Annotated in this window: 10 protein-coding genes and 3 tRNA genes; 6 read left to right on the top strand and 7 right to left on the bottom strand. The window is 65.1% G+C overall.

Annotated features, from left to right (window positions below):
* Positions 1–9 precede the first annotated feature (9 nt).
* From ACOAPY_RS04360 to ACOAPY_RS04375, 4 genes are all read right to left on the bottom strand, one after another.
* Complete coding sequence (locus tag ACOAPY_RS04360; protein WP_465155194.1) at positions 10–1,353, bottom strand: sigma-54-dependent transcriptional regulator; 1,344 nt, start codon at positions 1,351–1,353, stop codon at positions 10–12.
* Between the two features lie 2 nt (positions 1,354–1,355).
* Positions 1,356–2,948, bottom strand: a complete 1,593-nt coding sequence (locus tag ACOAPY_RS04365) for an ATP-binding protein (RefSeq protein WP_465155196.1) — start codon at positions 2,946–2,948, stop codon at positions 1,356–1,358.
* Positions 2,945–3,169 carry a PP0621 family protein gene (locus tag ACOAPY_RS04370; protein WP_465155198.1) on the bottom strand — a complete coding sequence of 75 codons (225 nt, stop codon included), beginning with the start codon at positions 3,167–3,169 and terminating at the stop codon, positions 2,945–2,947. The genes ACOAPY_RS04365 and ACOAPY_RS04370 overlap by 4 nt, the downstream gene beginning before the upstream one ends.
* A gap of 121 nt (positions 3,170–3,290) precedes the next feature.
* On the bottom strand, positions 3,291–4,313 hold the full coding sequence (locus tag ACOAPY_RS04375; protein WP_465155200.1) for an outer membrane protein assembly factor BamD: 1,023 nt from the start codon (positions 4,311–4,313) through the stop codon (positions 3,291–3,293).
* A 147-nt stretch (positions 4,314–4,460) separates the two neighbouring features.
* On the opposite strand from ACOAPY_RS04375, the gene rluD reads away from it, so the two are divergent.
* The 3 genes from rluD (at position 4,461) to clpB (ending at position 8,866) form a co-directional block, all read left to right on the top strand.
* On the top strand, positions 4,461–5,432 hold the full coding sequence (gene rluD / locus ACOAPY_RS04380; RefSeq protein ID WP_465155202.1) for a 23S rRNA pseudouridine(1911/1915/1917) synthase RluD: 972 nt from the start codon (positions 4,461–4,463) through the stop codon (positions 5,430–5,432).
* A 7-nt stretch (positions 5,433–5,439) separates the two neighbouring features.
* Positions 5,440–6,153 (top strand): peptidoglycan editing factor PgeF, encoded by a 714-nt coding sequence (gene pgeF, locus ACOAPY_RS04385; RefSeq protein WP_465155204.1) that lies wholly within the window; start codon positions 5,440–5,442, stop codon positions 6,151–6,153.
* Between the two features lie 148 nt (positions 6,154–6,301).
* Entirely contained in the window at positions 6,302–8,866 is a 2,565-nt protein-coding gene (gene clpB / locus ACOAPY_RS04390) for an ATP-dependent chaperone ClpB (RefSeq protein WP_465155206.1), read from the top strand.
* Between the two features lie 44 nt (positions 8,867–8,910).
* Here clpB and ACOAPY_RS04395 read toward each other — a convergent pair whose 3' ends face one another.
* Positions 8,911–9,249 (bottom strand): PilZ domain-containing protein, encoded by a 339-nt coding sequence (locus ACOAPY_RS04395; RefSeq protein ID WP_076426935.1) that lies wholly within the window; start codon positions 9,247–9,249, stop codon positions 8,911–8,913.
* Positions 9,250–11,619 (bottom strand): DUF1631 domain-containing protein, encoded by a 2,370-nt coding sequence (locus ACOAPY_RS04400; protein WP_465155208.1) that lies wholly within the window; start codon positions 11,617–11,619, stop codon positions 9,250–9,252. It lies immediately after the preceding gene.
* 202 nt (positions 11,620–11,821) lie between these two features.
* On the opposite strand from ACOAPY_RS04400, the gene ACOAPY_RS04405 reads away from it, so the two are divergent.
* From ACOAPY_RS04405 to ACOAPY_RS04415, 3 genes are all read left to right on the top strand, one after another.
* Positions 11,822–11,897 (top strand) — tRNA-Asn (locus ACOAPY_RS04405).
* 9 nt (positions 11,898–11,906) lie between these two features.
* Positions 11,907–11,983, top strand: a tRNA-Pro gene (locus tag ACOAPY_RS04410).
* 5 nt (positions 11,984–11,988) lie between these two features.
* Positions 11,989–12,064, top strand: a tRNA-Lys gene (locus ACOAPY_RS04415).
* 105 nt (positions 12,065–12,169) lie between these two features.
* Here ACOAPY_RS04415 and ACOAPY_RS04420 read toward each other — a convergent pair.
* The gene (locus tag ACOAPY_RS04420) at positions 12,170–13,465 is read right to left on the bottom strand and encodes an NAD(P)/FAD-dependent oxidoreductase (RefSeq protein WP_465155211.1); all 1,296 of its coding nucleotides are present in this window, start codon (positions 13,463–13,465) and stop codon (positions 12,170–12,172) included.
* Between the last annotated feature and the right edge of the window lie 58 nt (positions 13,466–13,523).

Consider the following 13,523-nt stretch of genomic DNA (forward strand, 5'->3'; position numbering starts at 1 on the left):
GATTCGGTATCAGTCAATGCCCAGCTTCTTCAGTCGATAGCGCATGGAGCGGAACGTCAGCCCCAGGCGCTGGGCAGCGGCGGTGCGGTTCCAGCGTGTCTCCTCGAGGGCCTGCATGATCAGCTTGCGCTCGATCTCTTCCAGATAGTCTTCCAGGTTGTCGATCTGCGCCAGCGAAGCCTCGCCGCTGCCCTCGCCGGCCGGTGCGGCATCGGCCAGGCGCAGGTCGGAGGCCTGGATCTGGTCGTTCTCGCACAGCGTGTAGGCGCGCTCCAGCATGTTCTCCAGTTCACGCACATTGCCGGGAAAGCGATAGCACTTGAGCTTGTCCAGTGCTTCCAGGCTCAGGCGGGCCGCTGGCAGGCCGCTGCCCTCGGCGAGGCGTTTAAGCATGGTGTCAGCCAGCAATGGGATGTCTTCGCGGCGCTCGCGTAGCGGCGGTACGCGCAGCTCAATCACGTTCAGGCGATAGAACAGATCCTGGCGGAAGCGCTCTGCGGCCACTTCGGCGGCCAGATCCTTGTGCGTCGCGCAGAGGATGCGCACGTCCACCACTACTTCCTGTTGGCCGCCGACTGCACGCACAGCTTTCTCCTGAATGGCGCGCAGCAGCTTGACCTGCATGGCCAGCGGCAGGTCGGCCACTTCGTCGAGGAACAGGGTGCCGCCATTGGCGGCCTGGAACAGCCCCTGTTTGTCCTCAATTGCGCCGGTGAAGCTGCCCTTCTTGTGGCCAAAAAACTCGCTTTCCATCAGCTCTGATGGGATGGCGCCGCAGTTGACCGGTACGAAGGGCTTCTCGGCGCGTGGCCCTTGCTCGTGGATCAGGCGTGCCACCAGCTCCTTGCCGCTACCGGATTCGCCGCTGATGTAGACGGGGGCCTGGCTGCGCGCGAGCTTCTGGATCTGGTTGCGCAGCGACTTCATTGGTGGCGACTCGCCGAGCAAACGGGTGTCCTGGGGGGGCTCAGCGGCTTCGCCACTGCGCAGGCGCAGGGCGGTGGCGACCAGCTCGCGCAGGCGGCCGAGGTCCACCGGCTTGGTGAGGAAGTCGAAGGCGCCTGCCTTGAGGGCGTTGATCGCGGTGTCCAGGCTGCCGTAGGCCGTGATCATGGCGACCGGTACTTCGGCATGGCGCTGCTGGATGTGCTGGACCAGTTCCAGGCCGGTGCCATCGGGCAGACGCATGTCGGTCAGGCACAGGTCGAAAGGCTCGCGGGCCAGCCATTCGCGAGCTTCCTTGACGTTGCGCGCGCTGCGCGTATCGAGCTTCATGCGCCCCAGGGTGATCTCCAGGAGTTCGCGGATATCGGGCTCGTCGTCGACGATCAGTGCTCTCTGCCGGGTGCTCATGTTCAGCTCAGCTTGCGTGGGTGGGCAAAGGTGATGCGGAAGCAACTGCCGCCACCCTCGCGCAGTTTGTAATCGAGGCGTGCCTGGTTGCTTTCACACAGCTCACGGGAAATATACAGGCCAAGGCCGGTACCCTTGTTGTCCGTGGTGTAGAAGGGTTCGAAGATGTGCTGTATCTGGTCGACCGGCACGCCGGGGCCGTCGTCCAGTACCTCCAGAGTCGGCAGGTCGCTCTCCGGGTCACGGTAGAGTTTGAGCCAGACCTGCCCCAGCTGGTGCTTCTGGGCGCTGTAGCGCAAACCGTTCTGCACCAGGTTGCTCAGAATCTGCGTCAGTTGGTGAGGGTCCATGCGGGTCTGCAGGCTGCCGCTCTGGGTTTCCAGGTGCAGTGTCTGGTCGAGTCGCGCGGAGTTGCGGAACTCGCTGGCGAAGCGGTGCAGCCAGTACTTCAGGTCGAGCAGCTGAGGCTCTGCCTGGCGCCTGCGCGACAGCTGCAGGACGTTTTCGATCACCGTATTCATGCGCCGCGAATGGTCCTGGATGATCTGTGCCAGGCGGCGATCCGGTTCCTCCAGATCCTCCGACTCCTGCAGCAGCTGGGCGGCATGGCTGATCGCGCCGAGCGGGTTGCGGATTTCGTGGGCGATACCGGCGGTCAGGCGACCCAGGGAGGCCAACTTGAGCTGTTGGGCTTGCTGGGTAACCTGCGAGATGTCGTCGAGGAAGATCAGCGTGTGCTGTTCGCCGCTGCGCTGCAGTGGGATGAAGCTCGGCTGCAGCAACGGGCCGTCCGGTATGGCCTGCAGGCTCTGTGGGCGCAGGGTCGGATTGTGCTGCCACTGCTGCAGGCGCTGGACCAGCTCCGGGCAGTGCGGGTCGAGCAGTTTGTGCTCCAGCTTGCTGCGGCCGAGCATGCTGAGGGCTCCCTGGTTGGCCAGCAACACGCGATGCTGCTTGTCCAGGACCAGGATGCCGGTGCGCATGCGTTGCAGGATCAGCGAGTTGAGTGCCTCCAGGCTGGCAACGTCGACGGCGCGCTGTTCGGCCAGGAACTCGCTCTGTTGCAGTCGACTGGCCAGGCCCTGGAGGAAGATCGCGGCGGCAAAGCACAGCGCGCCGAGGGCACCTGCCTGGACGAACTGGGGGGCTGGAGTATTGCGCAGCAGGCTGAGATAGAAGGTCAGTGCCAGCATGCCGATGGCGGCGACAGCAGCGATCAGCAGGCCGATACGGCCGCGCAGCAGGATGTTGGCAATCGCCACCGCGACTATCAGCAGGTTACCGATGCCGCTCGGGGTGCCGCCTGCGGCGAAGAACAGGGCGCACAGCAGCAGCACGTCGAGCAGTGCCAGGCTGAACACCTGGGCCAGGTGGCTCGGGCGCTGCAGCAGGACGGCGATCAGCACGTTGAGTATCAGGTAGGTCCAGCTGCCGTAGCGAAACAGCTGGGCGTGTGCCAGCTCCAGCAACTGGTCGTCCAGGTCGCTGGAAATCAGCAGCACCAGTGCCAGGCCGATGATCACCCGATAGAGGTTGTACAGCCGCAGTATGCGCCTGCCAGGGACGCCGCCGAGGGTCAGCTGTTCGGTGCTCACCGGCTGCCCTGATCCAGATGAGCCTGGCTGCAGAACCACTGTGTCCCTTGCGCCAGCGCCTTGTCACGCGGCACATGTACGCCGCACTGGGCACAACGCACCATGGGCGCGGGCGCTTCTTCCGTGGGGGCGGCCTGGGCTGTAGCGGCGGGTTTCTTGAAGCGCCGCCACAGCCAGAAGGCGGCGGCGATGAGGGCAATCCAGAACAGCAGGCGGAACATGGTGTGCTCTTCTTGTTGGCAAAGGCGCAGTTTAGCCAAGTGCGCTGGCGCAGCGCAGCAGGTAATGCGAGGGGTATGAAAAAGGGAGGCCTAGGCCTCCCTTTTTGCGGTGCTGCATGGCTCAGTCGAACAGGCCGAAGGTCATGTAGCTGAACCAGGAGCGGTCGTTGGCATTGCCTTCAGCTTCGCTTTCCAGGTCTTCTTTGACTTCGTCCTGGTTTTCCGGCTGCAGTTCGTCCGGGATTTCTTCCTTGGCGTCTTCGTACTGACGGATCACGTCCTGGCTGGCACGGGTCTCGCCGGGTGGCAGCGGCGCGTCGGATTCGATCAGGCCGAGCGTGGCTTTGGCCAACCAGGAGCGGTTGTCGGCTTCCTCTTCTACCGGCACGAACTGGCCATCGACCAGCGTCGGGTGGTCCGGGTAGTTCAGCTTCAGGGTTTCCAGGCTGGTGGCGGCCAGGTCGTCCAGTTCCAGGCGCTGGTAGGCCTCTACCATCAGGGCCAGGCCGTCACCGACGGAGGGCGTCTCCTGGAGGTTTTCCACCACGTAACGGCCGCGGTTGGCGGCAGCTACATAGGCCTGACGGCTCAGGTAATAACGACCGGCGTGGATCTCATATGCGGCCAGCAGGTTGCGCAGGTAGATCATGCGCGCCTTGGCATCCGGTGCATAGCGGCTGTTGGGGTAGCGGCTGGTCAGTTGGGCGAACTCGTTGTAGGAGTCGCGCGCCGCGCCCGGGTCACGCTTGGTCAGGTCCAGCGGCAGGAAGCGGGCAATCAGACCGCGGTCCTGGTCGAACGAGGCCAGGCCTTTGAGGTAGTAGGCGTAGTCGACGTTGGCGTGCTGCGGGTGCAGGCGAATGAAGCGCTCGGCGGCGGACTTGGCGGCCTCCGGCTCGACATTCTTGTAGTAGGCGTAGATCAGCTCGAGCTGGGCCTGCTCGGCGTAACGGCCGAAGGGGTAGCGCGACTCCAGGGCCTTCAGCTTGGCGATGGCATTGTTATAGCTGTTGCTGTCGAGGTCGTCCTGGGCCTGCTGGTAAAGCTCGGTCTCGCTCAGGTTCTCATCCACTTCCGGTTTGTTGGAGGAGCACGCGGCGGTCAGAACGAGGGTGGCGATCAGCAGCAGGTGTTTCACTTGCATGGTGGCTTGCGTCCCTGTGACGGCGGCTGTCTAGGCCTCTACCGTCCTGTTATGATGGGCGCCCCGGAAAATGCCGGGGCAAAGACGCCGTATTTAACCACAGCGTGCCGCCGAAACCAAAAGCCGCACCGCCCTCCGCAGCAGCCCATGTCCGAAGATTCCGATCAGCTCATTCAACTCACCGCCGAAGTGCCCTCCGACCTCGGTGGTCAGCGCCTCGACCAAGTCGCCGCTCAGCTGTTCGACGAGTATTCGCGCTCGCGTCTGACCGCCTGGATCAAGGAGGGCCGCCTGACCGTCGATAACGCCGTGCTGCGGCCCAAGGACGTGGTGCACGGCGGCGCCCTGCTGAGCCTGCAGGCCGAGCAGGAAGCGCAGGGCGAGTGGGTGGCGCAGGACATCCCGCTGAACATCGTCTACGAGGACGAGCACATCCTGGTGATCGACAAGCCGGCCGGGCTGGTCGTGCACCCGGCGGCCGGGCATGCCGACGGCACGCTGCTCAATGCGCTGCTGCACCATGTGCCGGATATCATCAACGTGCCGCGTGCCGGCATTGTCCATCGCCTCGACAAGGACACCACGGGCCTGATGGTGGTGGCCAAGACCCTGCAGGCGCAGACCAAGCTGGTCGACCAGCTGCAGAAGCGCTCCGTCAGCCGTATCTATGAATGCATCTGTATTGGCGTGATCACCTCCGGCGCCACCATTGATGCGCCGATCGGCCGCAGTTCGGCCAACCGCCAGCGCATGGCGGTGATCGACGGCGGCAAGCCGGCCGTGACCCACTATCGCGTGTTGGAGCGTTTCCGCTCGCATACCCATGTGCGGGTCAAGCTGGAGACCGGCCGTACTCACCAGATTCGCGTGCACATGACCCATGCCGGCTACCCGCTGGTAGGTGATCCCCTGTACGCCGGGCGCTTCCGCATTCCGCCGGCGGCCAGCCCGACCCTGGTGCAGACGCTCAAGGAGTTTCCGCGCCAGGCCCTGCATGCGCGCTTCCTCGAGCTGGAACATCCGGCCACCGGGCAGCGCATGAAGTGGACCTCGCCTTTGCCCGAGGATCTGGTCTGGCTGCTGTCGCTGCTGCGCCAGGACAATGAATCCTTCGTCTGACTGGCTGATGCCCGACTGGCCGGCGCCCGCCAGCGTACGCGCCTGCCTCACCACGCGTGCTGGCGGTGTCAGTCTGCCGCCCTTCGACGGCCTGAACCTCGGCGATCATGTCGAGGATGAGCCCTTGGCCGTTGCCGCCAATCGCCAGGTGCTGGTCGATGCCCTGGGTTGCCGTCCGGCCTGGCTCAAGCAGGTGCACAGCCCTGATGTGGTCGAGGCCGATCCCCGGCAGGTGCCGATTGCCGATGCCAGCTGGTCCGCCTCGCCGGGGATCGCCTGTGCGGTGCTGACCGCTGACTGCCTGCCGGCGCTGTTCTGCGACCGCGCCGGTACGCGCGTGGCGGCGGCCCATGCCGGCTGGCGCGGGTTGGTCGGCGGCGTGTTGGAGAATACCGTCGCCGCTCTGGGGATCGAGCCTGCCGAACTGCTGGTCTGGCTGGGGCCGGCCATAGGGCCGCAGTCCTTCGAGGTCGGGGCTGAAGTGCGCGAGGCTTTCGTCGTCGCGCACGCCGAGGCGCAGCGTGCTTTCGTGCCAAGTCGCAATGCCGGCAAGTTCATGGCCGATCTGTACGCACTGGCGCGCATCCGCCTGGCCGCCTGCGGCGTCACCACCGTGTATGGCGGTGGGCTGGACACCTTCAGCGACCCGCGTTTCTTCTCCTACCGCCGAGCCCCCCGTACTGGGCGCTTCGCCTCGCTCGTATGGATTGCACAGCCTTGATCCGGCGGCAATCCGTGCGCGACTGATCCGTGTCAACGGCCCGACGCTTGAATCGGTAAAAACTGTCCTCATCTAGAGAGCAACTCCGGGCTTCACTATTGGGAGCAGTTCAGCGCTCCGGCCCGCTCACAGAGGAAGGACACATTTCATGCGAATCGACCGTTTGACCAGCAAGCTGCAGCTTGCGCTTTCCGACGCCCAATCCGTTGCCGTGGGCCTCGACCATTCCGCCATCGAACCGCTGCACCTGATGCAGGCCCTGCTGGAGCAGCAGGGTGGTTCGATCAAGCCGCTGCTGATGCAGGTCGGCTTCGATGTGGTAGCCCTGCGCAAGGCGCTGACCAAGGAACTCGACCAACTGCCCAAGCTGCAGAGCCCCACCGGTGACGTCAACCTGTCGCAGGACCTGGCGCGCCTGCTCAACCAGGCTGATCGCCTGTCGCAGCAGAAGGGCGACCAGTTCATCTCCAGCGAACTGGTGCTGCTCGCCGCCATGGACGAGAACACCAAGCTGGGCAAGCTGCTGCTCGGCCAGGGCGTTTCCAAGAAGGCGCTGGAGAATGCCATCGCCAACCTGCGCGGTGGCCAGGCGGTCAACGACCCCAATGTCGAGGAGTCACGCCAGGCCCTGGACAAGTATTGCGTCGACCTGACCAAGCGCGCCGAGGACGGCAAGCTCGATCCGGTGATCGGCCGTGACGACGAGATCCGCCGCACCATTCAGGTGCTGCAGCGCCGCACCAAGAACAACCCGGTACTGATCGGCGAACCCGGCGTGGGCAAGACCGCCATCGCCGAGGGCCTGGCCCAACGCATCGTCAACGGCGAGGTGCCCGACGGCCTCAAGGACAAGCGCCTGCTGGCCCTGGACATGGGCTCGCTGATTGCCGGCGCCAAGTTCCGCGGCGAGTTCGAGGAGCGTCTGAAAGCCGTGCTCAATGAACTGGGCAAGCAGGAAGGGCGCATCATCCTGTTCATCGACGAGCTGCACACCATGGTCGGCGCCGGCAAGGCCGAGGGCGCGATGGACGCCGGCAACATGCTCAAGCCTGCCCTGGCCCGTGGCGAGTTGCACTGCGTTGGCGCCACCACCCTGGACGAATATCGCCAGTACATCGAGAAGGACGCCGCGCTGGAGCGCCGCTTCCAGAAGGTGCTGGTGGACGAGCCTTCCGAGGAGGACACCATCGCCATCCTGCGTGGCCTCAAGGAGCGTTACGAGGTGCACCACGGTGTGACCATCACCGATGGCGCCATCATCGCCGCGGCCAAGCTGTCGCATCGCTACATCACCGACCGCCAGCTACCGGACAAGGCCATTGACCTGATCGACGAGGCTGCCAGCCGCATCCGCATGGAGATCGACTCCAAGCCGGAGGCGCTGGATCGTCTCGACCGCCGTCTGATCCAGCTGAAGATCGAACGCGAGGCGCTGAAGAAGGAAGACGACGAAGCCGCGTTGAAGCGCCTGGAGAAGCTGCAGGACGACATCGCCAAGCTGGAGAAGGAATACGCCGACCTGGAGGAGATCTGGAAGTCGGAGAAGGCCGAGGTGCAAGGCTCGGCGCAGATCCAGCAGAAGATCGAGCAGGCGCGCCAGGAGATGGAAACCGCGCGGCGCAAGGGCGACCTGGAAACCATGGCGCGTATCCAGTACCAGACCATTCCGGACCTGGAGCGCAGCCTGCAGATGGTCGACCAGCACGGCAAGGCGGAGAACCAGCTGCTGCGCAACAAGGTTACCGACGAGGAAATCGCCGAGGTAGTGTCCAAGTGGACCGGCATCCCGGTGAGCAAGATGCTCGAGGGTGAGCGCGACAAGCTGCTGCGTATGGAGGACGAACTGCACAAGCGCGTCATCGGCCAGCACGAGGCCGTGGTGGCGGTGGCCAACGCGGTGCGTCGTTCGCGCGCCGGCCTGGCCGACCCCAACCGGCCGAGCGGCTCCTTCCTGTTCCTCGGTCCCACCGGGGTGGGCAAGACCGAGCTGTGCAAGGCGCTGGCCGAGTTCCTCTTCGACACCGAGGAGGCCATGGTGCGCATCGACATGTCCGAGTTCATGGAGAAGCACTCGGTGGCCCGCCTGATCGGTGCGCCGCCCGGCTACGTGGGCTACGAGGAGGGCGGTTACCTGACCGAGGCGGTGCGCCGCAAGCCCTACTCGGTGATCCTCATGGACGAGGTGGAGAAGGCCCACCCGGACGTGTTCAACGTACTGCTGCAGGTGCTGGAGGACGGTCGCCTGACTGACAGCCAGGGCCGCACCGTGGACTTCAAGAATGCCGTGGTAGTGATGACCTCCAACCTCGGCTCGGCGCAGATCCAGGAGCTGGTCGGTGATCGTGAGGCGCAGCGCGCCGCGGTGATGGATGCGGTGAGCAGCCATTTCCGTCCGGAGTTCGTCAACCGTATCGACGAGGTGGTGGTGTTCGAGCCGCTGGGTCGCGAGCAGATTGCCGGCATTGCCAATATCCAGCTGGCGCGCCTGCGTCAGCGCCTGGCTGAGCGTGAGCTGAACCTGGAGCTGACTGATGAGGCGCTGGACAAGCTGGTGGCGGTCGGTTTCGACCCGGTCTACGGTGCACGTCCGCTCAAGCGGGCGATCCAGCGCTGGATCGAGAACCCCCTGGCGCAGCAGATCCTGGCCGGCAAGTTCATGCCTGGTGCGGTAATCCGGGCGCGAGTGGAGGGCGAGGAGATCGTCTTCGCCTGATCGCGATGCTTAGCAAAAGCCCCGGGAAACCGGGGCTTTTTCATTCAGGCCTGCAAGTGGCGTAGCAGCAGGGCCAGGGGGGTGATCTGGTCATCGGCGAGATCGATGATGTGGAAGCCGCACCAGCCGCTGTGGCCCGGCTCGCCGGCGCGGCTCCACAGGCAGTCGGCGCCGACGCGGATCTCGTGAATGCCGTCCAGGGGCTGGTCCAGCACCAGGCGGCATTCCCAGACCGAGTCGGCTTCCGGCGGTGTCTCGCTGATCAGCATGAAGCCGTCCTCGGACAGGTCGACCACCCTGCCGAGCCTGCGGCCGCTGTGCAGGTCGAGTGCCTCGATATTCAGTTGCGTGGTGTGGCGGCTGTGCTGGCGGCGGTCGTCCATTCAGGCTCCTTGTCCGACTTCTTGGGCGCGTCCGGTGAAACGCTGCAGAACCCGGTAGATGGCGCTGAGGGCGCGATCCACCAACGGGGCGCTGCGTTCGGGCGCGACGATGCGCGCCAGGCCTTTTTCCATTTCGCCGGCCAGCTGGCGGATCGGCTTGACCGCGACCCGCTGGCCGCTGTGGTCGACGAACATGTAGTTGTGCGTGGTCGGGCTGAACCAGGACAGCTTGAGCGTGACCGTTTCCTTGTTCTGCACGAACTCGAACCAGGTGCCGAACTCCAGCTGCTGCAGCTCCTTGATCAGCGCCTGGGTACGCGCCGAGAGGGGCGTGTCGCGTTTGATCGGTTCAGCCAGTGCGGCATCTTCGCCGAGCATGGCGCCCAGCGGGCTTTCCGGCAGCTGCGTCTTGATCTGTGCGGCCAGCTGCGGCTGCTGAGCCTGGACCGCGTGCTGGCAGGCGACGATGTCCTGCAACAGGCGGCGGATGCCGTCTTCGTGGTAGCCGCCGAGCAACTCCAGGCCTTTGCGCAGCTCGTCGAGCAGGGCGACGCGCAGGCCCTGCAGGCGGGTGCGGCCTTCGGCATCCAGCGGCGCACCGCTCCAGGCCAGCTGCTCGGCGACTTCGCCGGCGCGGTGCCACTCGGCGCTGCGTTCGCCATGGCGCAGCAGGATGAATACCAGCACGTCGGCCCAGGTCAGTTCCAGGAAGTTGTGGATCACTCCCGGCAGCTGCCGCTCGCTGAGCACCTTCTGGATCACCGCGACGGCCTGCTGGCGGGCGCCGAGCAGACGGTCGCGGCCCTTGGCGGCCTCCACGGCACGGCGCTCGCGCAGTTCGACCTTGTGCCGCAGGGTGGCGACGAACTCGTTGAATTCTTCCAGCAGGCTGTCGAACAGCTGCAGGTCGCCGTTGAAGTCGTGGATCACGCGCTCCACTGCCCAGTGGATCTTCGCCAGCAGGCCGCGTTCGTCGCCTTCGCCGCCATACAGCACGCCGGCCTGGGCCATGGCGTTGAGCAGGCGGCGGGCAGGGTGGTGGTGCTGGGTGAACAGGGCCTTGTCCTGTACCGCCACCTTCAGATAGGGCGTGTGCAGGTGCGACAGGGCGGTCTTGCAGGCGTGCGGCAGGTTATCGTCGTCGAGAATGAAGTCGAACAGCATGCCGACCAGGTCGATGACGTCCGCCTCCTGATCGGCCAGTTTCTGCTGGCCTGGCAGGCTGCTGAGTGATTCCAGCTGTTGCTGCAGGCTGACCTTGAGCTCCTCGACCGGCTGCGGTCCTTGCAGGCGCTGGGCCAGAGTGCTGGCGGACTGCTGCTGCAGGCGGGTCAGTGCCTGCAGCAGTTCGCCGGCACTGTAGGTGCTGGTGGCCGTGCGCGGGGCGAAACTGGCGATACTGCGTGTGCCGCCGGGCAGCGGCGCGTCGAGGTCCTGCTGGCGGCGCTCGCCGAGCAGCGCGGCCAGGCCGCCGAGCAGCTCGCCGGGATCCTGCGGCGGCGGCGCGCTGAGGTCTGCTGGTGGGTAGATGGGCCTGTCTCCCGCGCGCGCGCTGCCCTGGACGCTTGCACCGCCCGAGCCGGTCATCGGCGAGGTGGCTGGTGCGGCCACGGTTCCGCTGTCGCTTGCAGGCGCAGCGGCCTTGGCCGGTGGTGCGGCGGGCGAGGGCGCACGCTGGGCAGTGAACTTGAGGTTGGGCAGGATGCCTGCGTTGATCAGGCGCTGATTGAGCATCTCGTACAGGGTGTCCAGCCCCTGCATCACGTGGCGATCGAACAGCGTGTAGAGAATCACCTTGATGCGCAGCGGCAGCGGATGCGGCGTCAGCGCGTCATGGAAGGCCTCGGCCAGGGCTTGGGGACCAAAGGGGTTGCTGTCTTCACCGAGCTTCTGGCCGTTGTTGAGCAGCGCCAGGCGTTGTTCCAGGGCGAACAGGGCACGTGCGCTACGCGCCTTGACCTTGCTGACCATGTTGGTCACCTGCAGGCTTTCCTCGTACTCCTCGTTCTGCACCAGGGTCAGGCTGTCGGTGTCCAGAGCATCCTGTGTGGCCTTGGGCTTGAGCTTACCGTCGAGGAAGTCGGCGAAATTCTGTGCGACGCGTTGGTGGTAGCTGCGCTCGATCTGCGGGCGCAGTTTGCGTACGTCGCGCATGGCGTCGAAGAACAGGCTCTGCACCTTGTTGTTCTCGGCTTTTTCCGCGCAGTCGAACAGGGTGTCGTCGACCTGGGTGAACAGCCCGGAGAGGTGCTCGGCCAGATTGTTCATCACCAGCTTGCGGCAGTCTTGCACCAACTCGCCGAAGCGCGGCTGGATGGCGCGGCTGGCAAGACCGGGGGCGTGGGGGGGTGGAGCGTCCTGTGAGCTCATGCAAAGTCCTGGGGGCGGCGGCCGGCCGCCTTGAGAAACGGTTCAGCTGATAAGCAATATCCTAGCCGTTTATTTGGCACTAAGGTGCGAATCAAATAAGTCGTTGTCAGGCTTGACATCGTTTTCCTGCTACGTAAAATGGCGCGCCTCTGATACGGGAAACGGCGCAAGCCGGCCGTTGAAGAGGTTGGAATAGAGTCGTTCCGCGATAGCTCAGTCGGTAGAGCAAATGACTGTTAATCATTGGGTCCCTGGTTCGAGTCCAGGTCGCGGAGCCAAATTCCAATCGGGGTATAGCGCAGTCCGGTAGCGCGCTTGCTTTGGGAGCAAGATGTCGGGAGTTCGAATCCCCCTACCCCGACCATTTTTGGGTCGTTAGCTCAGTCGGTAGAGCAGTTGGCTTTTAACCAATTGGTCGTAGGTTCGAATCCTACACGACCCACCATCATTCAAACGAAAAGCCCGCCAAGCGCGGGCTTTTTGTTGTCTGTCATTCATGGCGGCCACCCTTCGGGCGGGGGGGGGGGGCGGCGAACCGCCCCGGTCCTCTTCAGTGCAGCTTCAGCCGTGGCTCGGTGCTGCGGCCCAGGCGATCGGCGAGCATCAGCAGGGCGGTGCGCGGCAGGCCGTAAAGCGCCATCTGGTGCATGCGGTACAGCGAGATGTAGAACATTCGCGCCAGCCAGCCCTCCAGCTTCACGCTGCCCATCAGGTTGCCCATCAGATTGCCCACGGCTGAGAAGCGCGACAGCGAGATCAGCGAGCCATAGTCGCGGTAGCGAAATTCCGGCAGTGCCTGGCCGTCCAGTCTCAGCTTGAGAGCCTTGGCCAGCAGCGAGGCCTGCTGGTGTGCCGCCTGGGCGCGAGGTGGGACGGTGCGCTCGCCGTCACCCAGTGGGCAGGCCGCGCAGTCGCCAAAGGCGAAGATGTTGTCATCCTGCGTGGTCTGCAGGGTCGGACGGACCAGCAACTGGTTGATCCGGTTGCTTTCCAGGCCCTCCAGTTGCCCCAGGAAGGCCGGTGCGCGGATGCCGGCGGCCCAGACCTTGAGGCTGGCCGGCACTTCCATGCCCTGGGCGGTGAGCAGTGCATCCGCGGTCACCTGGCTGACGGCTGTGCCGGTCAGCACCGTGACGCCGAGCTTCTCGAGGGTTTTGTGTACCGGGCCACTTATGCGCTGGGGTAGCGCCGGCAGCACGCGCGGGCCGGCTTCGATCAGGGTGATGCGCATGTTCTGCGGCTGAATGCGGTCCAGGCCATAGGCGGCCAGTTCATGCGCTGCGTGGTGCAGTTCCGCTGCCAGCTCCACCCCGGTGGCGCCGGCGCCGACGATCGCCACGCTGATGCGGCCATCGTCGCGCTTGCCGGCATGGGCGCGCAGGTAGTGGCTGAGCAGTTGGCGATGGAAGCGCTCGGCCTGCTCGCGGGTGTCGAGGAAGATGCAGTGCTCGGCCGCGCCAGCCGTGCCGAAGTCGTTGGTGGTGCTGCCGACGGCGATCACCAGGCTGTCATAGGCCAGTTCGCGCTCTGGCAGCAGCTCGCCGCCGTCCTCGTCGAGGGTGGCGGCCAGCTTGATGACCTGGCGCGCGCGGTCGAGGCCGCTCATGCGCCCGAGCTGGAACTCGAAGTGGTTCCACTTAGCCTGGGCTACGTAGTTCAGCTCGTCTTCGGAGGAGTTCAGCGAGCCGGCGGCCACTTCATGCAGCAGCGGCTTCCAGATATGGGTGAGGGTGGCATCGACCAGCACGATGCTGGCCCGTTTGCGCTTGCCCAGGGTTCTACCCAGGCGGGTAGCAAGCTCCAGGCCGCCGGCGCCGCCGCCGACGATCACGATGCGATGGGTCATGGGGATTTCTCACAAGGCTTAAGGAAAGCGGTAGGCCCGGCTGGGCGAGCGCGAGGCA

This window comes from Pseudomonas stagnisoli, from assembly GCF_048595745.1.
GTDB classification, from domain to species: Bacteria; Pseudomonadota; Gammaproteobacteria; order Pseudomonadales; family Pseudomonadaceae; genus Aquipseudomonas; species Aquipseudomonas alcaligenes_A.